This window comes from Shewanella cyperi (assembly GCF_017354985.1).
Lineage (GTDB): Bacteria > Pseudomonadota > Gammaproteobacteria > Enterobacterales > Shewanellaceae > Shewanella > Shewanella cyperi.
The window spans coordinates 2,220,984-2,246,273 of the sequence record NZ_CP071501.1 but is presented as its reverse complement, the minus strand read 5'-3'; the positions used below and the strand labels follow the sequence as shown (position 1 = coordinate 2,246,273).

Here is a 25,290-nt window from a genome sequence, read left to right as displayed (position 1 = left end):
CCTGTGTGAATGCTCAAATATGAACCGTTATCCGCTATGGGCAGGGTAAAGTGCTGACCTTATCGGTAGTGGCCTTACAAAATTCGGGGCCATGGGATGGCTTTTATCCACTGGCAATAGTGCCTTTGTGGCTAACTTTGCTTATCTTTTGCGGTATTCCACGGGTATAATGTGCGCTTCGATTTTCTGTTGGCGCTTATTTACATGTTTAATTTTTTCGCGGCGGCCCCCAAGGGCTTTGAATATGCATTGGCAAATGAACTCACGGCCCTTGGTGCGACCGAGGTGCGTGAGAGTGTCGCCGGGGTATATTTCAGTGGCTCATTGGAATTGGGTTACCGTGTCACCCTGTGGAGCCGCTTGGCCAGCCGCATTATTTTGTTGGTGTTCAGCGGTGAGTGCACCAGCGCCGAGCAGCTGTATAACGCCGCCTATTGCATCGACTGGCCGGCGCATTTCTCCAATAAGGCCAGTTTCAGCGTCGATTTTCACGGCAGCGGCGGCTTTATCAACAATACCCAGTTCGGCGCGCTGCGTATCAAGGACGCCATAGTTGACCGTTTCCGTGACGATGGCGTCAATCGCCCCAATGTGGGCCGCAGTGACGCGGACTTCAGGGTGGATGCCCACTATCGCAATGGCAAGATCAGCATAGGGCTGAACTTCTCCGGTCCGGCGCTGCACCAGCGCGGTTACCGCGGTAATACCGGCGAAGCCCCGCTGAAAGAAAATCTGGCGGCCAATATGTTGGTGCGCAGTGGTTGGCAGGCGGAGCCTGTGACCCTGATGGATCCCTTCTGCGGCAGTGGCACTGTGCTGATTGAGGCCGCCATGATGGCCTGCGATATGGCGCCGGGATTGCTGCGTGACAAATTTGGTTTTGAGCACTGGCGCCGTCACGATCCCAAGTTGTGGCAAAGCATAGTGGAAGAGGCCCGAGCCCGCGCCAGCCTGGGTAAAAGCCGCTGCGAGCTGAAGTTCTACGGCTCCGACATAGACTCCAGGGTGGTGGCGCTGGCCAAGCGCAACGCCAACAACGCCGGCGTATTTGAATTTATCGACTTCAAGGTGGCCAATGTCCTCAATGTGACGCCGCCGGTCGAAACCGGCATGGTGGTCACCAACCCGCCTTACGGCGAGCGCCTTGGCAATGTCACCAGCCTGTTGCAGCTGTATTTCCAGCTGGGGGAAAAATTCAAGCAGGATTTTGGTGGCTGGAAGTTGGCCATGCTGTGCAGCGATATTGAGCTGGTGTCTTCGCTCAAGCTTAAGGCTGACAAGCAGATGAAGATGTTTAACGGTGCCCTGGAATGCGCCTTTAACCTCTATACCCTGCATGCCAGCAGCACCCGCCGTGAGATCCCCATTGCGCAGGAAGGACAGGGCGGCGAGATAGCGCCGGCCTTTGCCAACCGCATCAAGAAAAATGCCAAGCAACTGGATAAGTGGGCAAAACGCGAGGGCATAGACAGTTACCGCCTTTACGATGCCGACATTCCGGAATACAACGTGGCGGTGGACAGGTATCTGGACCACCTGGTGGTGCAGGAATATGCCGCCCCGGCCGCAATTCCCGAAGCCGTCAGTAAAAGACGCGTGACGGATGTTTTGCTGGCCCTGCCACGGGCCCTTGGGGTGGATCCGGAAAACATTATTCTCAAGACCCGAGAACGCCAAAAAGGGACCAGTCAGTATCAGAAGCTGGACATGGAAAAGCTGGAACGGGTGACCACAGAATACGGCTGCCGTTTCAAGCTTAACCTCAGTGATTATCTGGATACCGGTCTGTTCCTTGACCACCGTCTGACCCGCAAGCTGGTGGGCGAGAAGGCCAAAGACCGCGATGTTCTGAACCTGTTTGCTTACACTGGGTCGGCCTCTGTGCACGCCGCCAAGGGCGGCGCCAAATCGGTCACCACTGTGGACATGTCCAATACTTACCTGAATTGGGCGAAAGACAACTTTATGCTCAATGGTTTGGTGGGGCGACAGTACCAGTTTATTCAGGCCGATTGTCTGCAGTGGCTGGCCGAATGCGAGCAGAATTTTGATCTGATCTTCATCGATCCGCCCACCTTCTCCAATTCCAAGCGCATGGAAGATTCCTTCGATGTGCAACGGGACCATGTGAAGTTGCTGTCGGCGCTGAAAAAGCTGCTCAATCCGGGCGGCGAAATCCTGTTTTCCAACAACAAGCGCAAGTTCAAGATGGATATGGACGCCATGGCCGCCGCGGGCCTGCAGGTGGTCAACATCGACGATAAGGTGTTGCCCATGGATTATCAGCGCAATCCGCAAATCCACAATTGCTGGCTGGTGACCCATGCCTGAGGCCTTGCAGTCCCCTGATTTCATTTTGTATCACACCGAAGGCTGTCACCTGTGCCACGAGGCGCAGGCCTTGCTGGAGCAGGCAGGTATAGCCTACCGTCTGCAGGATATTTGTGACGACGAGCAATTGGCCGAGCGCTACGGTATTCGTATTCCCGTGTTGCGCTGCAATCACAGCGGCGCAGAATTGGGCTGGCCCTTCGATTTGACCCTATTACTGGATTTTGCAGGAGCATGATTTGAGTCTGGTCCGTATCAATAATGGCTCTTTGGCCTATGGTTATACCCCACTGCTGAAAAATGCCGATTTCAGCATTGAACCCGGTGAGCGGGTTTGTATCGTCGGCCGCAATGGCGCCGGCAAGTCCAGTTTGCTGAAGATCCTCGATGGTGAAGTGGTGCTGGACGATGGTGAGCTTAATATCGCTGGCGATCTGAAAATCAGTCGCTTGCAGCAAGACCCACCCAAGGCCGAGTCCGGCTCTGTCTACAGCTATATCGCTATGGGGCTTAAAGACGCGGGGGAAGCGCTGGAACGTTATCATCAGCTGTCCCACGACGTTGCCACCGCCAGCGGCAACGAGATGGAGCGCATGCTCAAGGAAATGGAGCGGTTGCAGGCGCAGTTGGATCACTTGAACGGCTGGCAACTGGACAGCCGCATTCAGGCACACTGCATACGCCTGGGCCTGGATCCCGATACCCCCTTGTCTGCACTGTCCGGTGGCTGGCAGCGCAAGGTGGCACTGGCCCGGGCGCTGGTGAGCGAGCCGGATCTGCTGCTGCTTGACGAACCGACCAACCATCTGGACATTGACACCATTGAATGGCTGGAACAATTTCTGCTCGGCTTTGCCGGCGCCATAGTGTTTATCAGCCATGACCGCGGTTTTATCTCGCGCATGGCCACTCGCATTGTCGATCTTGACCGTGGAGTGGTGACCTCCTGGCCAGGTAACTATCAAAGTTACCTTGATGGCAAGGCCGAATGGCTGCGCCTGGAAACTGAAGCCAATGCCCAATTCGATAAGAAACTGGCGGAAGAAGAAGTGTGGATCCGCCAGGGGATCAAGGCCCGCCGCACCCGTAACGAGGGCAGGGTAAGAGCCCTTAAAGCGCTCAGAATGGAACGCAAAGAAAGGATCAATCGGCAGGGCGGCGTCAGAATGGCGGTGTCCGATGGTGAGCGCAGCGGCAAACTGGTGTTTGACGTTAACGCACTGAACTTCAATTTGCCGGACAAAGATCTGGTGAAACAGTTTTCCGTGTCCGTTATGCGTGGCGATCGCATCGCGCTGATTGGCCCCAACGGTTGTGGCAAGTCGACGTTGATCAAGCTGCTGCTTGGCCAGCTGGCGCCCCAGTCCGGGGAGATCAAGGTCGGAACCAAGCTCGATGTGGCCTACTTTGACCAGTACCGGGAAAACCTGGATCCGGAAAAGACGGTGGAAGAAAACGTCGGCGAAGGCAAACAGACGGTCACAGTCAACGGCAAGGACAGGCATATTCTCAGCTATTTGCAGGATTTTTTGTTCTCGCCGATGCGGGCCAGAACGCCGGTGAAGGCCCTTTCGGGGGGAGAAAAGAATCGCTTGCTGCTGGCGCGTTTATTGCTCAAGCCTGCGAACCTTATCATCCTCGACGAGCCTACCAACGATCTGGATATTGAAACCCTGGAGCTGCTGGAATCCATGCTGGCGGACTACGATGGCACCCTGCTTATCGTCAGTCACGACAGGGCCTTTATTGATAACGTGGTCACCAGCAGTTGGTGGTTCGCCGGTAACGGCCGCTGGAGCGAATATGTAGGGGGCTACCAGGATGCCCTGGAGCAGGGCGCAAGATTCTATCGAGAGCCAGAGGAACCCGCAGAGCAAAAGAGTGTCCAACCTGAGGCCGCTGTGGTAAAACAGCAAGTCGGTGTAAAACCTGCGAAAAAATTGTCGTACAAGTTGCAGCGTGAGCTTGAGGAATTACCGGCTCTGATGGAAAGTTTGGAAGCGGAAATCTCCGCGCTGCAGGCCGAAGTGAATCAGGCCGATTTTTATGCCCAGGGGCAGGACAAGGTAAACGCACGGCTCGCAGAGCTGGCGGACAAAGAGCAGCAATTGGAAGTTTGCTTCGAGCGATGGGAAGAGCTCGAGTCCATGAAGTAAACCCATAATAAAAAACGGGAAAAAGTGAATGAAGTTGAAGCTGGATAAAGCATTGACCCTGGTGGCACTGAGTGTTGCCGGAGTATTGGGAACCGCCCAGGCAGCACCTGTTTATGAAGTCGTCAATATCGAAGATTTTGATCTCAATGGCACCATAGAAGGTACCCGCAACGGTTATGCCATGGGCATTAATGCCAACAATGAGCTGGTGGGTGTGGCCCAGGGCCGCAAGAAGCTCAACAGCAGCGATGTTGAAGGTGGCATTATTGATGCTGACGATGGGGTGGCCGATGCCGAAAAAATCACCTATTCGGTGAATTCTCCCATAGTAGCCAACAACTTCAGCTTTGTTGCCGGTGCCAATGGCGAAGCCGGGGCCTGGATCCCGACCTTTGAAAGCCTGGGGGGCACCACAGATCCTGCCTTGACCGATACCGATGTGCCGGAAAGCATTAACTCTGTTGATACCTATTACTACGACATCAATGATGCCGGTATCAAGGTAGGGGCTCTCACAGCACCAGAGAAAAAGGTTGATTATACCGGCAGCAGCACCACCCAGGAATTTTGGTATTACCGTGATTTTGAGCAGCGCGCGGTCGTGAAGACGCCAGGTGGTGAGATTGAGCTGCCGCCTCCATACACCACCTATACCAATGAAGGCAAGACGGTGGAGTTGGGTGGCATGTCGCTGGCTTCTGCTATCAACAACAATAATCAAGTCACCGGCTATGCCAGTACTGCCCTGAGCAGCTTCAGCTCTGATCGGGTTGCCGCCTGTATTACAGCCGATGAAGCTGGCACTGGCTTGCCATTGGATATTTGTGTCCAGCAAGAACAATATCCCTCCGGCAGCCAGAACACTCGCAACATCCAATACCAGAACCGTGCCTTTGTCTGGCAGTTGGGCGAAGATACAGTGACCGAGATGGAACTGCCGCTGGGCCTGGAGCCGCCAGCAGATTCCAAGGTGGTATATTCGGCCCAGGGCCTTGGCATTAACAATGAAGGTGATGTTGCCGGTCGTTCTCACATCTTTCGCGACAACGACACTAAAAAGTTACGTTTGGACGCTGCTTATTGGCGTAAAAATGCCGATGGCCAGTATGAATATCACTGGGTACCGGTAATCAATAAGGATGTCACATCATCGATTGCCTTTGATATCAACGACAACGGCATTTTGGTGGGCAGTTATCGCAGTTATATCCAGGGTGTACTGCGGGACAAGTTTTTCTACTTTGACACCAAGGCAGATGCTGGCAGCGTGGTGGTGCCGAACGATTTCTCCACCAGCCTGACGGATCTGAGCAGCAAGCCCAGAGACATCAACAATCAGGGGCAGGTGGTTGGTTTTATCGAAACCGAGTATGACAAGGACAAGCCAAGACCAAAGGCCGGTTTCCTGTTTGATATGAACTCGGCCGAGTTCGTCAACCTCAACGCCCAGTTGACCTGTCAATCCAAGGGATTCGAGCAGGGCACCGATGGCAACTGGCAACGCCACAAAGTAGAGGTGCAGGACGGTACCGGCAAGACCCTGAGTTACGAAACCGATATTCAGATTGTTGAAGCCAACAGCATCAACGAGGCCGGGCTTATCGTGGGTACTGCGTTTGTGCGTAAACCGGTATATCAGACCGATCTCTACGGCATCCCTGTGGTGGGTGAGAATGGCTTGCCGCTGTTCTCCCTCGATGGCAATGGCAATCCCGTGACCTCTTATCTGCCGCGCATGGTGGTGCTGGCACCGGCCGCCTCAGGCGCCGAGGCCTGTGATGCGGTCGATGGCGGTACGGAAACCAAGTACGAGCGCAAAGGTGCCGCCGGCGGATTATTGGCCTTGTTGTTGCTGCCGTTTGCCTGGATCAGACGCCGTATTCGCTGATCCCCCTCAAAATACCGAAACGGGACAAAAATATTTGTCCCGTTTTTTATTACGATCTCAAAAGCTTAAAAATTGAGCGCTATAATCGGTGATTTTTTGATTGATCTTGGATCTGAAAAGTTCTATTTCTACTTGGGAAGCTGTTGCTTCTTCTTTATGTAGAACAGAGGACGCTTGCATGAAAAGACAAAAACGAGATCGTTTAGATAGGGCTTTTTCAAAAGGATTCCAGGCTGGGGTCGGTGGCCGTTCAAAAGAACTTTGTCCCTATGCCAATCTTGATTCGCGTTCCCAGTGGCTGGGGGGATGGCGGGAAGGAGTCGATGGTAGACTCAACGGGCTGTTCAACAAATAGTGCAAACCTAAGCAACAACAAAAACGCCCTCCATTGAGGGCGTTTCTGTGTCCGGGCCTAAGCTCAGAAGGTTGAGGTGTCGGTGAATACACCCACTTTCAGATCCGTGGCGCTGTAGATCTGGCGGCCATCCACTTCGAGAATGGCATCGGCGATACCCATCACCAGTTTGCGGTGAATGGTGCGCTTAATGTTCAGGCGGTATGTCACCTTCTTGGCTCCGGGCAATACCTGACCGGTAAATTTCACTTCACCCACACCCAGGGCACGACCTTTGCCTTCTGCGCCTTCCCAGGCGAGGAAGAAGCCCACCAGCTGCCACATGGCATCCAGACCGAGACAGCCTGGCATCACTGGGTCATCAACGAAATGGCAACCGAAAAACCAAAGATCCGGATTGATATCCAGTTCAGCAACAATCTCACCTTTACCAAACTCGCCGCCGTGATCATTGATTGTGGTTACCCTGTCGATCATCAACATGTTGTCGATGGGCAGGCGAGGAGAATTCTTGCCAAATATGTCCCCGTAACCGCAGGCGATGAGTTCTTCTTTGTTGAAACTGTTTGCTTTATTCATTGTAATAGTTACCACTCCAGCATATAGAGTGGCCAAGATTAGCGAACAGGTGTAAGCCAGACAACTCCGATCAGCTGTTTAGTTGCCTCTGGATGTCCATTTTGCGAGCAGTCTGGCAAAAAAGCCCAGCGGTTCTTCGTCGTCATGTCCGGCAAGCTTGTCCAGGCGCTGCTGCACCATGCCGTAGAGGGTGCCCTCGGGGAAGTTATCATCCTCATCGGCGACTCCGGCTGGCAAATCCATCAGCAGTTCCACTGCTTCATCCATATGGGCCACCTGGTACAGTTGGAATCGACCGGCCTTGACCGCCTCTATGACCTTGGGATCCAGATTCAGTTGCAACAGGTTGGCCTTGGGAATGATCACCCCTTGTTCACCGGTAAGTCCACGGCGTTCACAGAGGCTGAAGAAACCTTCAATCTTTTCATTGACCCCGCCAATGGCCTGCACATTGCCGAATTGATCGAGGGCGCCGGTCACCGCGAGGGATTGACGTATGGGCTGTTCGGCAATGGCCGACATCAGGGCGCAGTACTCGGCAAGGGAGGCGCTGTCGCCGTCGATTTCCTGATAGGACTGCTCGAACACTATATTGGCGTTAAGGTGCAGTGGTGCATCGCGGCCGAAAATGCGGTACAGACAGGCTGACAAAATCATCATGCCCTTGGCGTGTATGTTGCCGCCGAGTTCTGACTTGCGCTCGATGTCAGCCACTTCACCGTCACCGTAATGCACGGTCGCCGTAATCCGTGCAGGCTCACCGTAACTGTAATCTATGCTGTCAATTACGGTCAGGCCGTTAATCTGACCCACCTTTTCGCCGTCTGTCAGCAGATTGATAAAACTGTCGTCGAAACTTTGTGCGGAAAAGCGTTCCGAAATGTTGTGTCTGTGTTCGGCCTGCTGCAATGCCTTGGTAATGGCCTTGCCATCAAGGTGGCTGGTGCCGCGATAGGCGGCGGCCTGAGCGAACAGCTGTACCATATCCTGTCCCGCCAGGGCCAGACGCTGCTGATGTTCACTGAGGCGTGAGCCATGTAAAAACAATGGCAGCAGTGCCGACTCGTCCAGCGTCACCCCCGCTTCCTGGGCCAGAGCCACCAACCAGGAACCGTATTCCAGCTCATGGTGGCGGGTTAAATCCATTTCGTTGTTAACTTCGCCCAGCAGGGGGAAGCATTCGTTGAACTGGGGCTCGTGGGTCTTGAGTTCGCTATAGATGCCGGCGTGGCCCACCAGCACCAGGGTGGTGTGCAGCGGGACCTTGGGCAATTCATCGCTGACCCGGTAAAACCCCTGACTCAGTACCTGCAGCAAAAAATCCCACAGGCTTTCACGGCGGCACAGGCTGTCGGCGCTGAGAAACAGCCAATTATGTTTGGCGAGCAGCCCGGGTTGATATTGGCGCTTGCCGCCGATTGTGGTCATCTTGCCTATCAGATCCGCCCGGCGCAGGGGGCCATTAACGTAGGCATAGGCGGACTCCTGTTTGGCCAGGGAACCCACGTTGTCTCCGCTTGGCTCGCGCCATTGCAGCTCGGGTTCTCCTTCCTGCTTCAGGGCAACCAGGTTCCTGGGTTGCCACCCTTGGGTGTCACACAGGGCCTTGAACAGCGGTTCCCGGGCGACACCGGGGTAATCGGCAATAAACAAGTGCTGATCACGGATGCGGCTCGCCAGCTGAAAGGCATCCTGCAGCCTTTCCTGGGCAAGCAACAAGGCCCGGGATCCTGGGGTGAGTTTATCAATAGCAGGTAAGGTAAAACTGGGTGCCAGGGCTGACACAGGAATATGGGATAGAGTCATGACGATTGCTGAATGCATTGAATAAGCCGATTCTAGCATAAGCCGCAGCCAGTTCTTCAATCCCGGATGCTTTTCATGACAAAGGACAGATTTGTTTGTCGTCAATAATAAAAAGAAGCAGTTGCCGCAGGCGACCAGACATTGAGCAGTTGCGCTGGCCGAGAGCGAAAAGGAGTTTACAGCGGACCCAGGGGGCGCTAGTATCCGCACTGTTCGGAGGGGTGGCAGAGTGGTTTAATGCACCGGTCTTGAAAACCGGCGTGGGTTTATAGCCCACCCAGGGTTCAAATCCCTGCTCCTCCGCCATATTCAAAAAGCCCGCTTATATAAGCGGGCTTTTTACTTTAGCGGCATCGAAAAGTCGTTGATTGCAGCACAAATGAGCAATCGAGTCCGTAGCGTAAAAATTCAGTTTACAGTGACGTGACAGGCCGTTATTATGTCGCTCGTTCCGGAGGGGTGGCAGAGTGGTTTAATGCACCGGTCTTGAAAACCGGCGTGGGTTTATAGCCCACCCAGGGTTCAAATCCCTGCTCCTCCGCCATATTCGAAAAGCCCGCTTATTTAAGCGGGCTTTTTACTTTTCAGCCTTGAATAACCTTTTGATTTCCCTGCTTTTTTCTTACACGCGGCGACAAAATTTTGTCATTTGGCCCGCTGGAATCCGCGCTATTTCCCGGGGAAAGGTCAGAAGTTATCTCTTTTTATAAGTAAATTAGTTGTTTAGTATCAATGCAATCATTATGGCCACAATGATTTAGTGCTTTGCATGCATTGGTAGATGGGCTAAATTAGCTCACATGGGCGACAAGGGATTGGCGCCGAATGCTGCCTATCCCCGCAAAGCAAGATCAAATAGGGTGGAAAGACGTTGATTTCAGTATATTTGGTTGACGATCACGAGTTGGTTCGTACCGGTATCCGGCGGATCCTGGAAGATGAGCGTGGTATCAAGGTCGTTGGCGAGGCCGCCGACGGTGAGTCAGCGGTGCAGTGGGCCAGGCAAAACGAAGCCGATGTGATCCTGATGGACATGAATATGCCCGGGATCGGTGGTCTGGAAGCCACCCGTAAAATCCTGCGCTATCAACCCCATGCCAGGATCATCGTCCTGACAGTGCACACCGAAGATCCTTTCCCCACCAAGGTGATGCAAGCGGGTGCCTTTGGCTATCTGACCAAGGGGGCCAAGCCGCCCGAGGTTTTGCAGGCTATTCGCCAGGTGGCGGCAGGGCAGCGATATCTTTCGCCGGAAATCGCCCAGCAGATGGCGCTCAATCAGTTTAACCAGAGCGAAGAAAGCCCGTTCAAGTCCCTGTCAGAGCGCGAATTGCAGATCATGATGATGATCACCAATGGCGACAAGGTGAACGATATTTCCGAGCAGCTCAACCTCAGCCCCAAGACGGTCAACAGCTACAGGTACCGCTTGTTTGCCAAGCTGGGGATTAACGGCGATGTGGAGCTGACCCGTCTGGCAATCCGTTATAAGATGCTCGATACCGGTCAGTTTTAATGGCGTAAACGCCTTTTCCGAATGACAAGCCCGTTTAATTCCAAGCAGTTTCTCAAAACCGTTTCATCCGGCGCCGGCGTGTATCGTATGTACGATGCCGGCGGTGCCGTTATCTATGTGGGTAAGGCTAAAGATCTCAAGAAGCGCCTGTCATCTTATTTCCGCAGCAATCTGCCCAACGTCAAGACCCAGGCGCTGGTGTCCCATATCGCCAACATAGATGTCACCCTGACCCACAGCGAGACCGAGGCGCTGATCCTCGAGAACGATTACATCAAGCAGTACATGCCCAAATACAATGTGCTGCTGCGGGATGACAAGTCCTACCCCTATATTTTCTTAAGTGGCCACAAGCATCCCAGACTGGCCTATCACAGGGGCGCCCAGCGGGAAAAGGGCCAGTATTTCGGACCTTACCCCAATGGCGGTGCGGTGCGCGAAAGCCTGAACCTGATGCAAAGGCTGTTTCCCATCCGCCAGTGTGAAGACCTTTATTACAAGTCCCGCTCCCGTCCCTGCCTGCAATACCAGATAGGCCGCTGCAGCGCTCCCTGTGTCGGCAAGGTCAGTGATGAGGATTACCAGGAACAGGTACGCCTGGCGACCTTGTTCCTTAAGGGCAAGGATCAGCAGGTGATTGCTGCCCTGGTGGACAAGATGGAACAGGCCGCCATTGACATGAAATATGAGCTGGCGGCCCGTTACCGGGACCAGATTCAGGCGCTGCGCAAGGTCGCCGAGCAGCAGGAGGTGTCAGGTCACAAGGGCGATATGGACGTGATTGGCGCCCATTACGCCTCGGGTCTGGCCTGTTTCCATATCCTGTTTATCCGCAACGGCAAAATCTTCGGCAGCCGCAGTTATTTCCCGACCGTGCCGGCGGAAACCGAACTGCCGGAGCTACTGCGAGCCTTTATGTTGCAGTTCTATCTCAACGAGGATGCCAAGCGCACCTTGCCCAAGGAAGTGATCATCGGCGAGGAGTTTGAGGATCTGCACGAGCTGGAGCAGGCACTGCTGCAATCCCTCGGCACCCGGGTGGAGATAAAAATGCGGGTGAGGGGGGACAGGGCGGGTTTCCTGCGTCTAGCCACCACCAACGCCAGCAACGCTGTCAGCAGCCGTCTGGCCCACAAGAGCACCATAGAGCAGCGTTTTGAGCTGCTGGAGGATGTGCTGGCGCTGAACTTCCCCATAGGTCGGATGGAGTGCTATGACATCAGTCACACCATGGGCGAGAGCACAGTGGCTTCCTGCGTGGTGTTCAATCGCGAAGGGCCACAAAAGTCCGAATATCGCCGCTATAACATCACAGGTATCACTCCAGGCGATGACTATGCCGCCATGGCCCAGGCGCTTAGTCGCCGTTTTGACAAAATTGAACGGGGCGGAAAGGTGCCGGATCTGCTGTTCATCGACGGTGGTCTGGGGCAGCTGCGGGCGGCGATGAAGATAGTCATGCCCAAGGTCGCCGAACTCGACAAGCAACCGATACTTATCGGTATTGCCAAGGGCGAGAGCCGCAAACCCGGGCTGGAAACCCTGATCATGGGGGATACCGAGCAGGCCTTTGCTCTGGAAGGGGATAACCCGGCGCTGCATCTTATCCAGCACATTCGCGATGAGTCGCACAGGTTTGCCATCACAGGCCACAGGGCCAAGCGGCAGAAGACCCGCAACAGTTCAACCCTGGAGTCCATTCCCGGCATTGGGCCCAAAAGACGCAAGGCGCTGCTGCAGTACCTCGGTGGTTTACAACAGGTAAAAAGCGCCAGCGCAGCAGAACTTGCCAAAGTGCCCGGGATCAGCCCAGAAATGGCGCAAACGATCTTCGACTCATTGCGGGGGTGACAAAAATCAGGCAAGATTGGCGCTGCTTTTTGACTATCCGGTTGCCTTTACATGCCATTTAACTTGCCAATAGCATTGACCTTTTTCCGGCTGTTCCTGTTGCCGGTATTCGTGGTGATGTTTTATTTACCCTACAGCTGGGCAGCCTTTGCCGCAGCTTTTGTCTATTGGCTGGCTGCCATTACCGATGCGCTGGATGGTTATGCAGCGCGCAAACTCAAGCAATCCACCCGCTTTGGTGCCTTCCTAGATCCTGTTGCCGACAAGGTCATGGTAGTTACGGCCCTGGTGTTGCTGGTGGCCGACTACGACAATGTCTGGCTGACCCTGCCGGCACTGTTGATGATAGGTCGGGAAATCGTTATTTCGGCTCTGCGGGAGTGGATGGCGGAAATCGGCAAGCGCGGCGCCGTGGCCGTGTCCTGGATGGGCAAGTTCAAGACTGCGGTGCAGATGGTGGCCATCATTGGCCTTATCTGGAAGCCCAATGACTTGTTGATTGGTCTTGCCTGGGTACTGTTTTACATTGCCGCAGTGCTGACTTTCTGGTCGATGATGAGCTACATTCTGGCCGCCTGGAAAGATCTCACCGCCGAATAGACATGTGGATCCGCACATTAAAAGATCAATGAGTTTAATTAGTGCGCAAGCAGTTCAAAGGCCCACAATAAGCAATTGACACTCAGGGTTAAATAGGTAGAATGCCAATCCGCAGTCAGGGCAAACCTGCTGTAAATGTTGACCAGTAAATTACTGTGAAGACAATGCGATATTAGCTCAGTTCATAAAACGCGGGATACCTCGCGGATATTAAGAAAAGCGCTGATTAGCAAACAGTGATGCGACATTAGCTCAGTTGGTAGAGCGATACCTTGCCAAGGTATAGGTCATCGGTTCGAACCCGATATGTCGCTCCAATCACTGCCCAGGCAGTGACAAATCTTAAGATGGCGCGATGGCAGAATGGCTATGCTGCGGATTGCAAATCCGTCGATCTCGGTTCGACTCCGGGTCGCGCCTCCATCTTAAATGAGAACCCATCTGGGTAATCATGCTAAGCCCGAGTGGTGGAATCGGTAGACACAAGGGATTTAAAATCCCTCGGCGGTAACGCCGTGACGGTTCAAGTCCGTCCTCGGGTACCATTCAAATCAAGCAGTTACAATCAAAAAAATCCATATCAAGCACATATAACACTCCCAAATCTTATTAGGCTCGGGCATTTTTGTCATAAATTAATTGGCATTACTTGTGGCCAAGGTCCAATTTAACATCAGTCAACTTTAACATCAGCCCACTTTAACATCAGGCAACTGAGCCTCAGCCAACCAAGCATCGGTTAACTCAGCAAAGCCAATTCAGTTAAAGTAAATCCAGTTGCCCGGGGCTGTGTTGTCGGCACCCAAGGCTTGAGTGGGAATGATGCAATCTCCACTGTCAGATGATAAGGGAAGGAGTGCAGATGTCAGAAATAATATTGGTTTCTGAAATTACCTGCCCTGCATGTGGCTTTAAAAAAGTGGAAATCATGCCCACCGACTGCTGTGTGTATTTTTACGAGTGCACTTCATGTCATAAGCTGTTAAAGCCAAATCCCGGGGACTGTTGTGTATTCTGCTCTTTCGCGGCGGTGAAGTGTCCGCCGGTGCAGCAAGGGAATAGATGCTGTGGCTGAATAACAGATCAAGTTGAGTGTGGCACAGCCGCCTATGGGAAGCGGTGAGGGGGAAGTGCATAGATCTTGGACCTAAGATTTTGCTCGCACGGCATCCTTGCTCCGCAAATCAATAAGATAAATGTTTATCGCTAACCAAACTACGTATTAATCCCTCAGGTCTTTTCTACATTATCCCTCTGCTCATTTATGGAATGAGTCGACGTCACAGCCGGCCAGCTCAGGCATGGCCTCAGGTCAGCGGTTAAGGGCTTTTTTCAGTGCCGGTGAGGGTCTGAAGCTCGGCTGGTTGTAACCGGCAATCTCTATGGGCTCGCCGGTTTGGGGATGCCGGCCGTTTTTGGGCAGAAAGTATCTGAGTTCAAAGGTGCCCAGCGGCGGCAGGTAGACTTTTTCGCCCTCCATCAGGGCGCCGCGGATGGCGCCGAGCAGCTGCTTGATGATCTCGTTGGCATCATTAGGGGATAGTTGCAGTTCAAGGGCAAGGCGTTTGCTTATATCGCTTTGTTTCATGGGAACTTCATTTGGAAACCGGGCCCGGCGTTATAACAATTTCTGTTTTCCAATGACACCCAAACGCCCGCGTTTGCTCGATTTAAGCACTATTCCCGTGCCGATTGCAGACTTTTCCAACAGTCTCAGGGGGATGGCGTTTAACCGCCCCGGAGAGGGTGAATTAAGGCCCCCAAGGGCGTGCACCGATGCCATAATCAAAGTCAGGCGAGTAGAGGGAGCAGGCGAATGTGTTTGAGGTTACTGTCTCCGGGAATAGGGTTGGCGGGGGCATTTTTTCTGGGGTATTTGTGCCTGTCCGCAGGATCTGTGTGGGCCGACAGCAATACTGTGGCCGCAGGAAAGGTATTAGCCGAGCATGCACGTCTGCTGGCTCTGGCCAGTCAGGATCCACTGCTTGAACGCTATGCCAGGGAACTGGAATCGGAATCCCTGTCAGCCCAGCTGGAATACTTTGATGTGGCGGCCGAGGCCATTGCCGATTTCTGGCGTGTCAGGCAGGTTGGACTCCCGGCCAATGGGGCCGCCGGGGATAAACTTAGCCAGGCAACAGGGTTGGAGCCGTTCCCCAATCAATTTATGTTGACGGTAAACCGGGTAAGGCAACTGCTTTGGCTCGACAGCCATGCGGAATGGCCATTGATATCCCCCCAGGGGTTGCTGAGGCCCGGCGACAGCCATGGCAGTATTCCGCAGATTGGCCAACGTTTGTGGCTGCTGGGAGACATGAAAGCCAAGCCCGACAGCAGCCAGATCTATGAGGAGAGGCTAAAGCTCGCGGTTTTGCGATTTCAGGCCCGCCATGGTCTCAAGCAGGATGCCATTGTCGGCCCGCTGACGCTGCAATGGCTGAATCGCTCACCACTGGAGCGGGCGCAAATTCTCGCCCGCAACTTCGTGCAGTTCGTGATGGACAGCAGTGCGTTGGGTAAGCGCTATCTGTTGGTCAACATCCCGGCTTTTGAACTGGTGTTGGTGGATGGCGGTGAAGAAATTCTCCGCTCTCGGGTCATAGTGGGTCGCACCTACCGGCAGACGCCCTTGCTGAGCGGTGAGATCTCCAATGTGGTGCTCAATCCCAGCTGGCGGGTGCCCAAAAAACTGATGCGCAAGGATGTGCTTCCCAAGGTCCGCAAGGACGGCAGCTACCTGCGCGAGAAGCAATTTGATGTCTTTGATAGCCAGGGCCAATTGGTTGAACACTCAGATGCTGATTGGCAGCAGCTAGCCGCCAGTCAATTTCCCTTTAACCTGGAGCAGCGACCCGGTGTCCACAATGCCCTGGGACAATTCAAGTTTCACTTTGCCAATGAAGCCAGTGTTTATTTGCACGATACCCCGGAAAAAGAGCTGTTTGAACACAGCGACAGGGCCCTGTCGTCTGGGTGTATCCGGGTGGATAAGGTGCGCGAATTGGCCAACTGGTTTGCCGACAACCTGATCAGGGACAGACGCACATGGGACAGCATGTTGGGGGGCAGGGAGAGAACCCAATGGTTTTCCCTGACAGAAAAAGTACCTGTACATCTGGTGTACTGGACGGCCTGGATGGACGGCGAGCAACAGGCACAATTTCGTAATGACATTTACAACTTACGTCAAAACACCCCCATGCTTACGGCAGCACAACCCTGAAGCCCGGACGCGGCGCGACTCACAGCCATAGCACAGAAAGCTTGATTCTGGTGCAAAATCAGGATACTTTGCGGTCGAAGTGTTCAAAAATAGTACTATGGTGGTATGAGTGTCTGATTTCTGTCCTGCCCGTCGGCAGTTGTTATTAGGGTTGGGGGGAGCCGCATTGGCTTCCATGGTGCCATCAAAAGCGATGGCCAGCCGCTCAACCAAGGGCAGCAGGATGCTGAGTTTGTACAATCGTCACACAGGGGAAACCCATAAGGGTGTCTACTGGGTTGATGGCAAGTACCAAAAGGAAGCTTTAGAGGACTTCAGTTACCTTTTGCGTGATCACAGGCAAAATGTGGCTGCGCCCATGGATAAGCGGGTGTTTGACTTGCTGTTTCAGTTACAGAATCGACTGGATACCAGCAAGACCATTCACGTGATCTCGGGTTACCGTTCGCCCCAGACCAATGCCATGTTGGCCTCAAAGAGCCATGGGGTGGCCAAGAAGAGCTTGCACATGAAAGGCATGGCCATAGATATAGCCATACCCGGTGTGCCGCTGAACAAGTTGCGTGATGCAGCCTGTGCGCTCAAGCTTGGTGGTGTGGGTTATTATCCCGAATCGGGTTTTGTCCATGTGGACTGCGGCGCGGTGCGTCGTTGGTAAACGCCTGACTCTCCAGTATCGCCGAGAGCTTGTGGCGAAAGTCCACAATCTCCCGGCGTTGCTGCCAATCGGCCAGCAAGGCTGACAGTTGTTGATAGAATTGGCCGACACTGATGGGGCAGGCGATGGCTTGCATGGGGGCCAGCTTTGACAGCTTTTGCTCCAGGCGGAACTTTTCTTCACACAGCGCCATCAATTCAGCCAGGCGCACATCCATCTGCAGGGGATCAATTCCCAGGCTGTCGAGATTATTGGCAGTATCACGCAGGAGTTGCTGCAGCAGCTTAAGGTTGCCATGCCATTGGCAGCACAGTTCGGCCGATAGCCGCGGAAATTGCTTGTCCATGCGATACCTTCCTTAGTTGATTCCGCACAGCATACCAGCGCGGCAGTGACGAAATTGTGATCCTGCTCTTGCCGGCATCAACACAGATCAAAGGTGCAACCATTGATCACAATTGGCTAACACAGACTATCTTTGAGCGGGGAGTTGTTAAGGGGCTGGACTTGTGTGTCGGAGCCTTGCGTGCTAGTATTCGCGCTCCCTGATCTCAGGGACCTGCGGCTGGCATTGGTCGAGAATGGCGTCGCAGTTTACTCTAATGACTTAAGTGAGAAAATCATGTCTTACACTATCAAAGCACAAACCCGCACTGAAATAGGGAAAGGTTCGAGCCGCCGCCTGCGTCATGCCGGTAAAGTGCCTGCCGTAATCTATGGCGCCGGCAAAGAAGCCGTATCTATCGTGTTCGAACACAAAGATATCATCAATATCCAAACCAACAATGATTTCTACACCAGCGAGCTGACTATTGTTCTCGATGGCAAAGAAGTGAAAGTACGTGCCCAGGCTATGCAGCGTCACGTATTCAAGCCAATGATCGAGCACGTAGACTTCGTTTACGCTTAATCATTGAGCAACAAAAAAAGCGCCCCGGGGCGCTTTTTTTGTGCCTGCGTTTTGCCTAGAGGTCAAAGCTGTAATAGATGTCCAGTGATTGCCCCAGGGTTCCGGACACAGTCTCCAGGTACAGTTGTCGCAGCAGGTAATAACGTACCGTCATTTCATAGCCGGGATTGAACACCCCGACCCCGTACTTGACCATCAGATCCTCGCCTATATAACCACTGATGGCCACCTTGCCTTCATCATTGGTGTCCAGGCTGACATTGGAGAAGCCGAACTCCTCCATCAGCGAGGCAGCGGTATTACCTATGTTGCCAATGGCACTGCCTCCCAGTTGCGAACCCAGGGTGAGGGCGGCTCCCATCATCAGGGCATTGGTATCTGTGTTGCCCAAATTGGAAAAACCCTTGCCCTTGAGAATGTAGGACAGGATTTCCGCCTGCTCCTTGACCGGATTGGAAAAGAGGGTGACCACGGGGCGGGCAGGGGTGCCGGTGATCTTCACCCCGGCTATCAGTTCTTCTTCCTTGATTTCCCTGATGGCGTCCACATCCAGGTTCGGCAGTTTGGGTGGACCGACAAATTGCAGCTCACCCTGACGGATTTTCAGGGTCTGCCCCATGAACTTATAGAAGCCGTTGCTGATCCCTACATTGCCGAACAGCAGCGGCGGCTTGAATGCCTGTTGTCTCAGCCTCAGGTTGCCCCCTAAACGTCCCATCAGCCCCAGGCCTTCGATACGCACATCCCTGCCGAGATCTATGGCCAAGTCGGCCTCGATGGCATAGGGGTTACTGCGTTGCTCGCCAAGGGATACCGAGTCTTCAAACACCACATCATCGGACAGGGGCACACCGCCCTCGCTCAGTTGCACCAGGGTAATTTGCCCCGAGGGGATCTGTACCTGGCCTGTGAGCGCCACCTTGCGGGCATCGAACCGAATTTGCAGGTCCGGCGACACATTCAACAGCGCCAAGGGCGGGACAATCACCGCCAGATTGTTCCCGGCCAGTTGCAGATCACCGTTGAACCTGCCGTCATCCCAGGCAAGCTTGCCCTTGAGGTTGGCGGGGCCCTGGCCCATTTTCCATTGTCCCGTCACATCTGCCTGCTGTCCTTCCAGGGTCAGCAGCAGCTGGATTTCTTCAAGCAAGGTGGGGTTGTTGCTGCTGGCAACGGCACCCTCGGTCAGAGCAATGCTGCCTGTGATCTCCGGATCGTTCAGGCTGCCGCCTAATTGCAGTTGGCTGTCCAATTTGCCTTCCAGTGTTTCCAGCTGTGGCAAAAACTCCTTAATGGCGGTCAGGTTAACCTGAGTCAGACTGATATTTCCCGACAGGGCCCGATCCGGACTGACATTGACCCTGAGATCTGCATTCAAACTGGCCAGTTGCTCTGACTGGAGCCCTAATGTGGCGACCAGCTGCCTGGGATCCAGGCTGGCATCAAGATCCAATGCCCGGTAGCCAAACTCCAGCCATTGGCCCTTTGGCCGCCTGAGCTTGAGCAGTCCCGGTGGCAGCGCTAGCTTGAGTTCGCTGCTGGGCTTCTGTCCCTTGGTCCAGCCAAGGCGACCGTCCAGGCTGGCCTGACCCTGCCAGCTGAGATTGGCGGGCAACAACGGTGCCAGAATTTGTCCGGGATCGCCACGAAATTGCACTGCAAATCGCCCCTCGGCTCCGAATCGCCCTTCGTCAATCAAACACAGTTTTCCGGCAGCATGGCCAAGACAGAAGGGGTTGAGACGTCCATTCTCCTTGGCCTGCTGCCAATCAAACACCAGTGGCCGGTCCAATTGCCAGGGCCCCAGGGGCGTTCCGAGATTGAGTTGGCTTATCTCCAGCCTGTCATTGCCATTCATGGCCGAATACCGGTTGCCGGCCTTGGCGCTGATGGCAAGATCGCCCTCGGTCAGCAGCGCCAGACTTTGCTGTTGCAGATCCCCCTGAAGTTGCAGCTGCAGCTGCTTTTGTCGCATATTGCCAAGGTCAAGATCCTTGCCATGGGCCGACAACTCAAATCGCTGGCCACCAAAGGGATGAGCCTGACCTTCGACAGCCAGGGCCGCCAGCCGCAGGCTTTGGTACTTCAGGTTGCTGCCCTGGGCGCTGAAATCGAGCACGGGATCGCGCCGCTCACCGGTGACATTGAAATCGAGCGCCAGGGTGGCGTCCAGTTCCGGCCACAACAGGGCTGCATCCGCAACCGCCAATTTGCCGGTAAATTGCCAGTTGTTGGTCAGACCGCCATCCAAATCCAACTGAGCCCCAAGGGCCTTCAGATGAAAATTTCCTGCCTCGACCTGCCAGTTGTGACTGGCAGAAATGGCGCCACTCAGGCTAAAGGGGAGTTCATTAAGCATTCCCTGAACGTCTGCTTCACTCAGTGCCAGGCGCCAGTGACCGTCGATAAGCTGACCTTCGCTGGCAAACTTGCCATTGAGCTCACCCTGCAGCGGCATACCCGGGATGGCGGGCAGGGTCTGGGGCCGCAACTTGGAGAGGGCCACCCTGGTTTGCCAGGCAAGTCCCCGGGTGTAATCGAGAGTGCCCGAGAGTTTGAGATTGCCCGCTGCGCCATCGGCCTCAAATTCGCTCAGGGTGAGTTTTCCGGCGGAGTGGTTAAGCCGACTGTCAAAGGCTAGCGACTCTGCGCCAGGCAGTTGCAGCTCGGTCTTGAGCCGGCCCTGCTGGTTTTTTAGATCGCCGCTTAACTGCAGCTCGGTGTGATTGAATCTGTAGTCGGGATTGGCTAGCGGCCAACCAAAATGTCCTTCGCTTATCGTGGCGCTGAATGGCAGCAGTTCGTGGGTTAAATCCACCCGGCCATTGAGTTGCAGCGCCAGATCGCCCGCCGATTGCAGCGTCAACTGCAGCGCTTGCAGATCGCCATCAAGATTGGCATCGGCGGTCAAGGCCAGCGGCAACCAGTGGGGATGGCGCAGTTCACTGCTCAGCTTCAGCTGCAGCGGATAGGCCTGGGCCAGGGCAAATTGGCCGTCGACGGCCAGGTCTATATCAGGGGCCTTGAGGTCAAGCCGATAAACGCTGAACTGGTTGCCGCTGACTGCGGCCGCCAGCGTCACGCGGTCGAGTCGTTGTCCAAAGCCTGCAATATCCAGGCGACTGTCGCTGAACTCACCGCTGTCGAGCCGGATGGCCATGGGCAGTATGATTTCGGGTAAGGCTGGTTCTGTCTGCTCTGTAGCCTCAGTGTTTGCCGTTTGGGTGGAAGCCTGATCGCTTTCCTTGGCCGGGATAAACACCTTGAGTCCCTGGCTTGAAAGCCTGCGGGCATGGATCCCCTGTTTATCCCAGTGTGCACCCAGCGCAAGTTCGGCGGCCGAGAATTGCATCTCGTTCACCTCAACCCGCACCTGCTTGAGTGCACTCTTTTGCAGTTCGATGGCAAGGGGCAGTTGCAGCTCGGTATGCGGCGCTGACACCGCTTCGTCATCCTCAAGCGATACCAGGGCCTTCGTGTCCACCTTGACCTCAATGCCCGAGGCGTCAAGGCGATTGACGCAGATCCGCCTTGCCAGCAGGCAAGTGGGTTGCCAGTCAAGGGTCAGATCGGTCAGGGATACATCGACACCCGCCATGGACCAGCGACCTTTCCCCAGTTGCAGTTCACCGTTGAGGGTGCCGGAGCGATATTCGACAGCGAGTCCGGGTACCAGGGCGTTGGCAATGCGGACAGACAGGGCACTGCCAACTGGGGTGCCCACCAGCAGGGCCAGCAGTACCAGTGGCACCAGGGGCACATAAAGCAGCAGTCGCACCCCAAGCTTCAGCCAGCGGAACCGCCTTGGCTGGCTTTTGTCCGGCTTGGGGTCATCGGCTTTGGGCGCCATGGCTTGGGACAAGTCTGTCATAACTCGGCCCCCATGGTCAGGTGGATACGCCAGGAGGAGGGAATGGTGTCGGTTTCGCGCACACCGAACCCCAGATCGAGTTTGATTGGGCCTATGGGGGATATCCAGTGTACACCGCCGCCCACCGACATGGCGGGCTCAAATTGGCGCAGGTCAAAGGCGTTGCCGCCGTCCACAAAGGTGGCCAGACGCCACTCCGGAGTCAGGTAATATTGGTATTCCAGGCTGGCCACCGTCAGGAAACGTCCGCCCACCACCTGGCGGGCCGGCAGGCCATCGTCGGCCGTGTACTTGATAAATGGCCCCAGCTCCTGGTAGCCATAACCGCGGATGCTCTGATCGCCACCGGCGAAATAGCGCAGCGATGGCGGCACCAAGGGCTCGTCTCCCTGTGGCACCCAGTTGGCGCCCAGATCCAGCCTGGCCACCAGGCGGTGCTTATCGAAGAAGGTGTCGATCCATTTGAATTTGGCCATGGCCCTCGCCAGACGCACAGTGGAACCCAGCATGGGATCGGCATATTCCAGGCTGTAAAACTGCCGCAAGCCGCCCTTGGGATCCAAACTGGTGTCGTTGCGGCGGCTGTGTTGCAGACTGACACCGGCGAGAAAGTAGCGCGGATCATAATGAATGTCCGACTGGGTATAGAATTCCCGCATGAAATCCAGCGAGTAGCTGTAGTACCAACGACTCGGCAGCCGTTGTTGGCGCCGGATCCCCAGCAGCCGGGTACTGGACTCCAGCTGTCCCGTATTGTTGTAGCTGTCGTCCGCCGCGTTGTATTCCTGGGTGACGCCGTATTTGTCCCGCAGCACACCCAGGCGCAATATCAACTGGTCATTGAGTGGATGGCTCAGCGGCAGCGTATAGGTGGTCAGGAATTTTGGCCGGTCCGGTGACCATTCCACCGAGGTTTCCTGGGAGTGTCCGTAACGGTTTATTTGCGGCGTTCGCCAGGTCACCCTGACCCTGGGTTCTATGGTGGCATCGCTGCTGGAGCCGATATCGGCACCCAGACCCAACTCTATCGAGTGATCGGGCTTGGGCGTCAGTTCCACCCGGATGGGCACATGCTGCTCAGTGGCATGGGCCAGTTCCGGCAACACCTTGATCCCGGAAAAATAGCCGGTTTCCTGCAGGGCGCCGTTGAATTGCCCCAGTTCCCGGGTGCCATAGGGGCTGTCAGTGTCAAAGGGGATCAGCTGCTCCAACAATTGCGGCTCGAGACTGTGGCCATTAAAGCTGACCTCACCGAAATGGTATCTGGTTCCGGAATTGAAATGCAGGCTGATAAAGGCCAGGTTAAGGTCACGGTTGACCTTGATCTCCGCCTTGTTGAAGTCGGCGTCGAAATAGCCCCGGGACAGCGCCAGGGTGGAGAGTTCCGACTTGACCTCTTCATAGCGACCGTGATCAAGCTGATCACCCGGTTTCAGCGGCTGACCCAGAAGCCAGTTATCGAAGGCCTGATCCTGCAGCATGTCGCCCAGAAAGCGAATATCCACCCAGGCAAGGCGTACCGGCTGCCCGGGGCTGAGTTTCAACGCCAGGTGCCAGGGCTTCTTGTCTTTTTGTTGCAGTTGCTGTTCAAGCTCACCATGGTAATAGCCCATGGATTGTAGCGCCGCGAAGACGGCGTCTTCCACATTGAACAGAAATGCCCGCCGCTGCACTTCGGTCTGGGGCAGGTCGCCAAGATGGGCCAGGATATTTTTGCCCAGGCGTTCATCTGCGCCCTGAATATCCAACTCAAGATTGGTGTCGGCAGCCATGCCTTGCTGCCACGATAAAGCGGCCGCCAATCCCAAGCCCAAACCACGCATGCCGACCAAGCGCAAATTCCCTGTTCCAATCCAAAACGTCTGAGGAAGACATTGTCGCCATTTAGCTCTGGGCAGGCAAGGATATCATTGAATTCCCAGCGGGAAATGGTTACAACAAATGTCCGTTTACCGGAGATACAATAATGAAAATAAACTCAGCACTGTTGGTACTTTCGATGACATTCGCAGCCCTGGCCCAGGGGGCCGACAATCCACCCTTCGGCATCGCCATCCACGGCGGCGCCGGCACCATTTCCAAGGCCAAACTGACACCGGAGCAGGAGCAGGCCTATCGCGACAAACTGGAGGAGGCGGTCAATGCCGGCCATAAGATCCTCGCCAAGGGCGGTGACAGCCTGAGTGCGGTGCAGGCGGCCATCAAGGTGCTGGAAGACAGTCCGCTGTTCAATGCAGGCAAGGGCGCTGTCTACACCTTCGACGGCACCCACGAACTGGACGCCGCCATTATGGACGGCGCCAGCCTCAATGCCGGCGCCGTGGCCGGGGTCAGGCACATCAAGAACCCAATAGATCTGGCGCTGGCGGTGATGCAAAAGTCTCCCCATGTGATGCTCTCGGGCCAGGGGGCGGAAGAATTTGCCCTGACCCAGGGTTTCAGCCTGGTTCCTGCTGACTATTTCGATACCGAGGGTCGCTACCAGCAGTTGCTCGATGCCAAGGACAAGATCAAAAAAGCCGAGGCCGAAGCCAAGGATTACCAGGCATCAAACGAGCAGCTGGATCTGGATTATAAATTCGGCACTGTGGGCGCCGTGGCGCTCGACAAGAAAGGCAATCTGGCGGCCGGCACCTCCACCGGCGGCATGACCGCCAAACGCTTTGGCCGTGTCGGTGATTCCCCTGTGATAGGCGCCGGTACCTATGCCGAAAACGGCGCTTGCGCCGTGTCCGCCACTGGGCACGGTGAGTATTTCATCCGCTATCAGGTGGCAGGCGATATTTGTGCCCGGGTGAAGTATCAGAATAAATCCGTGTTGCAGGCGGCCGATGAGGTGATAAACCAGCGCCTGGTCGAGGCCGGCGGCACGGGCGGGGTGATAGCCATAGATCAGCGCGGCAATATCGCCACGCCGTTCAATACCGAGGGTATGTACCGCGCCAGCCGTGCCAATGATGACGAGCCCCTGGTGATGATCTGGCGCGACAAGTAAAGCCAGATTGACACAATCGATTTCACAGGCAGGCGAAGAACCGTGTTTTTTCCTACACTTGTTAAAGGAACAACCAACTGGGGAATGCTATGGACTCGATTAAAATCAGGGACTACATGGACAGGCATGCCGTGTTGCTGCACGCAGAGATGTCACTGGCCGCCGCTGTGGACAAGTTGCTGGAAAACAAAAAAAATGGCGCTCCTGTAGTGGATGATGAAGGCCATCTGGTGGGTTTTTTGTCACAGCAGGATTGCATGTCGGTGATGCTTAAAAGCAGTTACCACTGCGATATGACGGCCACTGTAGCCGACTGCATGCACACAGAGGTGTTGTCTGTTGGCCCCGATGACAGCATGCTGAAACTGGCGGAGCAGATGCTGGGACCCAAACCCAAGATCTATCCCGTGGTGGAGGAGGGTAAGGTCATAGGCACAATCAACCGTACCGCTGTGCTCAACGCCATGAATACCTACATGCAGCAGTGTTATCTGAAACAGGCCTGAAGTAGTAATTGTAATAAGATAAGAAAGCCAAGCCCCGCATCTTGC

Annotated in this window: 20 protein-coding genes and 5 tRNA genes; 19 read left to right on the top strand and 6 right to left on the bottom strand. The window is 54.8% G+C overall.

Going from position 1 to position 25,290, the window contains the following annotated elements:
- The first annotated feature begins 204 nt into the window (after window positions 1-204).
- The 5 genes from rlmKL (at window position 205) to rmf (ending at window position 6,730) form a co-directional block, all read left to right on the top strand.
- Entirely contained in the window at window positions 205-2,331 is a 2,127-nt protein-coding gene (rlmKL, locus tag JYB84_RS09730; protein WP_207319910.1) for a bifunctional 23S rRNA (guanine(2069)-N(7))-methyltransferase RlmK/23S rRNA (guanine(2445)-N(2))-methyltransferase RlmL, read from the top strand.
- Complete coding sequence (locus JYB84_RS09725) at window positions 2,324-2,569, top strand: glutaredoxin family protein (RefSeq protein WP_207319909.1); 246 nt, start codon at window positions 2,324-2,326, stop codon at window positions 2,567-2,569. Before rlmKL ends, JYB84_RS09725 begins: the two co-directional genes overlap by 8 nt.
- A 1-nt stretch (window position 2,570) precedes the next feature.
- Complete coding sequence (locus tag JYB84_RS09720; RefSeq protein ID WP_207319908.1) at window positions 2,571-4,487, top strand: ABC transporter ATP-binding protein; 1,917 nt, start codon at window positions 2,571-2,573, stop codon at window positions 4,485-4,487.
- A gap of 28 nt (window positions 4,488-4,515) precedes the next feature.
- Window positions 4,516-6,375, top strand: a complete 1,860-nt coding sequence (locus JYB84_RS09715; protein WP_207319907.1) for a DUF3466 family protein — start codon at window positions 4,516-4,518, stop codon at window positions 6,373-6,375.
- 178 nt (window positions 6,376-6,553) lie between these two features.
- A complete protein-coding gene (gene rmf, locus JYB84_RS09710) occupies window positions 6,554-6,730 on the top strand; it encodes a ribosome modulation factor (protein WP_207319906.1) in 177 nt (58 codons plus the stop codon).
- Window positions 6,731-6,793: 63 nt separating this feature from the next.
- On the opposite strand, the gene fabA is transcribed toward rmf, so the two are convergent.
- Window positions 6,794-7,309: a bifunctional 3-hydroxydecanoyl-ACP dehydratase/trans-2-decenoyl-ACP isomerase gene (gene fabA, locus JYB84_RS09705; protein WP_207319905.1), complete on the bottom strand. Its 516-nt coding sequence runs from the start codon at window positions 7,307-7,309 to the stop codon at window positions 6,794-6,796.
- A 78-nt stretch (window positions 7,310-7,387) separates the two neighbouring features.
- Window positions 7,388-9,115 carry a S16 family serine protease gene (locus tag JYB84_RS09700; RefSeq protein WP_407695996.1) on the bottom strand — a complete coding sequence of 576 codons (1,728 nt, stop codon included), beginning with the start codon at window positions 9,113-9,115 and terminating at the stop codon, window positions 7,388-7,390.
- A gap of 215 nt (window positions 9,116-9,330) precedes the next feature.
- Between JYB84_RS09700 and JYB84_RS09695 the strand changes: the two genes are divergently transcribed.
- The 9 genes from JYB84_RS09695 (at window position 9,331) to JYB84_RS18440 (ending at window position 14,157) form a co-directional block, all read left to right on the top strand.
- Window positions 9,331-9,421 (top strand) — tRNA-Ser (locus tag JYB84_RS09695).
- Between the two features lie 147 nt (window positions 9,422-9,568).
- Window positions 9,569-9,659, top strand: a tRNA-Ser gene (locus JYB84_RS09690).
- Window positions 9,660-9,986: 327 nt separating this feature from the next.
- Window positions 9,987-10,631, top strand: coding sequence for a UvrY/SirA/GacA family response regulator transcription factor (gene uvrY, locus JYB84_RS09685; protein ID WP_207319903.1), 645 nt, complete (start codon window positions 9,987-9,989; stop codon window positions 10,629-10,631).
- Between the two features lie 21 nt (window positions 10,632-10,652).
- Window positions 10,653-12,482 (top strand): excinuclease ABC subunit UvrC, encoded by a 1,830-nt coding sequence (uvrC, locus tag JYB84_RS09680; protein WP_207319902.1) that lies wholly within the window; start codon window positions 10,653-10,655, stop codon window positions 12,480-12,482.
- Window positions 12,483-12,533: 51 nt separating this feature from the next.
- Window positions 12,534-13,082, top strand: a complete 549-nt coding sequence (gene pgsA / locus JYB84_RS09675; protein WP_207319901.1) for a CDP-diacylglycerol--glycerol-3-phosphate 3-phosphatidyltransferase — start codon at window positions 12,534-12,536, stop codon at window positions 13,080-13,082.
- A gap of 241 nt (window positions 13,083-13,323) precedes the next feature.
- A tRNA-Gly gene (locus JYB84_RS09670) sits at window positions 13,324-13,399 on the top strand.
- Window positions 13,400-13,431: 32 nt separating this feature from the next.
- Window positions 13,432-13,505: transfer RNA gene (locus tag JYB84_RS09665), tRNA-Cys, on the top strand.
- 35 nt (window positions 13,506-13,540) lie between these two features.
- Window positions 13,541-13,627: transfer RNA gene (locus JYB84_RS09660), tRNA-Leu, on the top strand.
- 317 nt (window positions 13,628-13,944) lie between these two features.
- On the top strand, window positions 13,945-14,157 hold the full coding sequence (locus JYB84_RS18440; protein WP_228290750.1) for a GDCCVxC domain-containing (seleno)protein: 213 nt from the start codon (window positions 13,945-13,947) through the stop codon (window positions 14,155-14,157).
- Between the two features lie 237 nt (window positions 14,158-14,394).
- Here JYB84_RS18440 and JYB84_RS09655 read toward each other — a convergent pair whose 3' ends face one another.
- On the bottom strand, window positions 14,395-14,670 hold the full coding sequence (locus JYB84_RS09655; protein ID WP_207319900.1) for an HU family DNA-binding protein: 276 nt from the start codon (window positions 14,668-14,670) through the stop codon (window positions 14,395-14,397).
- A gap of 228 nt (window positions 14,671-14,898) precedes the next feature.
- On the opposite strand from JYB84_RS09655, the gene JYB84_RS09650 reads away from it, so the two are divergent.
- Together JYB84_RS09650 and JYB84_RS09645 are read left to right on the top strand one after the other, a co-directional pair.
- The gene (locus JYB84_RS09650) at window positions 14,899-16,305 is read left to right on the top strand and encodes a L,D-transpeptidase family protein (RefSeq protein ID WP_207319899.1); all 1,407 of its coding nucleotides are present in this window, start codon (window positions 14,899-14,901) and stop codon (window positions 16,303-16,305) included.
- Between the two features lie 109 nt (window positions 16,306-16,414).
- Entirely contained in the window at window positions 16,415-16,963 is a 549-nt protein-coding gene (locus JYB84_RS09645; RefSeq protein WP_207319898.1) for a DUF882 domain-containing protein, read from the top strand.
- Here the strand turns inward: JYB84_RS09645 and JYB84_RS09640 are convergent.
- The gene (locus tag JYB84_RS09640; protein WP_207319897.1) at window positions 16,887-17,309 is read right to left on the bottom strand and encodes a hypothetical protein; all 423 of its coding nucleotides are present in this window, start codon (window positions 17,307-17,309) and stop codon (window positions 16,887-16,889) included. The genes JYB84_RS09645 and JYB84_RS09640 overlap by 77 nt on opposite strands.
- A gap of 276 nt (window positions 17,310-17,585) precedes the next feature.
- Here JYB84_RS09640 and rplY point away from each other — a divergent pair, with 276 nt between their 5' ends.
- A complete protein-coding gene (gene rplY, locus JYB84_RS09635; protein WP_207319896.1) occupies window positions 17,586-17,873 on the top strand; it encodes a 50S ribosomal protein L25 in 288 nt (95 codons plus the stop codon).
- Window positions 17,874-17,928: 55 nt separating this feature from the next.
- Here rplY and tamB read toward each other — a convergent pair whose 3' ends face one another.
- On the bottom strand, window positions 17,929-21,744 hold the full coding sequence (gene tamB / locus JYB84_RS09630; RefSeq protein ID WP_207319895.1) for an autotransporter assembly complex protein TamB: 3,816 nt from the start codon (window positions 21,742-21,744) through the stop codon (window positions 17,929-17,931).
- Window positions 21,741-23,567, bottom strand: a complete 1,827-nt coding sequence (locus JYB84_RS09625; protein WP_456114984.1) for an autotransporter assembly complex protein TamA — start codon at window positions 23,565-23,567, stop codon at window positions 21,741-21,743. Before JYB84_RS09625 ends, tamB begins: the two co-directional genes overlap by 4 nt.
- 176 nt (window positions 23,568-23,743) lie before the next feature.
- On the opposite strand from JYB84_RS09625, the gene JYB84_RS09620 reads away from it, so the two are divergent.
- Entirely contained in the window at window positions 23,744-24,739 is a 996-nt protein-coding gene (locus JYB84_RS09620; RefSeq protein WP_407695995.1) for an isoaspartyl peptidase/L-asparaginase family protein, read from the top strand.
- An 89-nt stretch (window positions 24,740-24,828) separates the two neighbouring features.
- On the top strand, window positions 24,829-25,245 hold the full coding sequence (locus JYB84_RS09615; RefSeq protein WP_207319893.1) for a CBS domain-containing protein: 417 nt from the start codon (window positions 24,829-24,831) through the stop codon (window positions 25,243-25,245).
- Window positions 25,246-25,290 lie beyond the last annotated feature (45 nt).

What these genes read in the sequence shown, in the direction of transcription:
- rlmKL (WP_207319910.1), top strand. Translation starts at nt 205, where the DNA reads ATGTTTAATTTTTTCGCGGCGGCCCCCAAGGGCTTTGAATATGCATTG.
- JYB84_RS09725 (WP_207319909.1), top strand. Translation starts at nt 2,324, where the DNA reads ATGCCTGAGGCCTTGCAGTCCCCTGATTTCATTTTGTATCACACCGAA.
- JYB84_RS09715 (WP_207319907.1), top strand. Translation starts at nt 4,516, where the DNA reads ATGAAGTTGAAGCTGGATAAAGCATTGACCCTGGTGGCACTGAGTGTT.
- rmf (WP_207319906.1), top strand. Translation starts at nt 6,554, where the DNA reads ATGAAAAGACAAAAACGAGATCGTTTAGATAGGGCTTTTTCAAAAGGA.
- fabA (WP_207319905.1), bottom strand. Translation starts at nt 7,309, where the DNA reads ATGAATAAAGCAAACAGTTTCAACAAAGAAGAACTCATCGCCTGCGGT.
- JYB84_RS09700 (WP_407695996.1), bottom strand. Translation starts at nt 9,115, where the DNA reads ATGACTCTATCCCATATTCCTGTGTCAGCCCTGGCACCCAGTTTTACC.
- uvrC (WP_207319902.1), top strand. Translation starts at nt 10,653, where the DNA reads ATGACAAGCCCGTTTAATTCCAAGCAGTTTCTCAAAACCGTTTCATCC.
- pgsA (WP_207319901.1), top strand. Translation starts at nt 12,534, where the DNA reads ATGCCATTTAACTTGCCAATAGCATTGACCTTTTTCCGGCTGTTCCTG.
- JYB84_RS18440 (WP_228290750.1), top strand. Translation starts at nt 13,945, where the DNA reads ATGTCAGAAATAATATTGGTTTCTGAAATTACCTGCCCTGCATGTGGC.
- JYB84_RS09655 (WP_207319900.1), bottom strand. Translation starts at nt 14,670, where the DNA reads ATGAAACAAAGCGATATAAGCAAACGCCTTGCCCTTGAACTGCAACTA.
- JYB84_RS09650 (WP_207319899.1), top strand. Translation starts at nt 14,899, where the DNA reads ATGTGTTTGAGGTTACTGTCTCCGGGAATAGGGTTGGCGGGGGCATTT.
- JYB84_RS09640 (WP_207319897.1), bottom strand. Translation starts at nt 17,309, where the DNA reads ATGGACAAGCAATTTCCGCGGCTATCGGCCGAACTGTGCTGCCAATGG.
- rplY (WP_207319896.1), top strand. Translation starts at nt 17,586, where the DNA reads ATGTCTTACACTATCAAAGCACAAACCCGCACTGAAATAGGGAAAGGT.
- tamB (WP_207319895.1), bottom strand. Translation starts at nt 21,744, where the DNA reads ATGACAGACTTGTCCCAAGCCATGGCGCCCAAAGCCGATGACCCCAAG.
- JYB84_RS09625 (WP_456114984.1), bottom strand. Translation starts at nt 23,567, where the DNA reads ATGCGTGGTTTGGGCTTGGGATTGGCGGCCGCTTTATCGTGGCAGCAA.
- JYB84_RS09620 (WP_407695995.1), top strand. Translation starts at nt 23,744, where the DNA reads ATGACATTCGCAGCCCTGGCCCAGGGGGCCGACAATCCACCCTTCGGC.
- JYB84_RS09615 (WP_207319893.1), top strand. Translation starts at nt 24,829, where the DNA reads ATGGACTCGATTAAAATCAGGGACTACATGGACAGGCATGCCGTGTTG.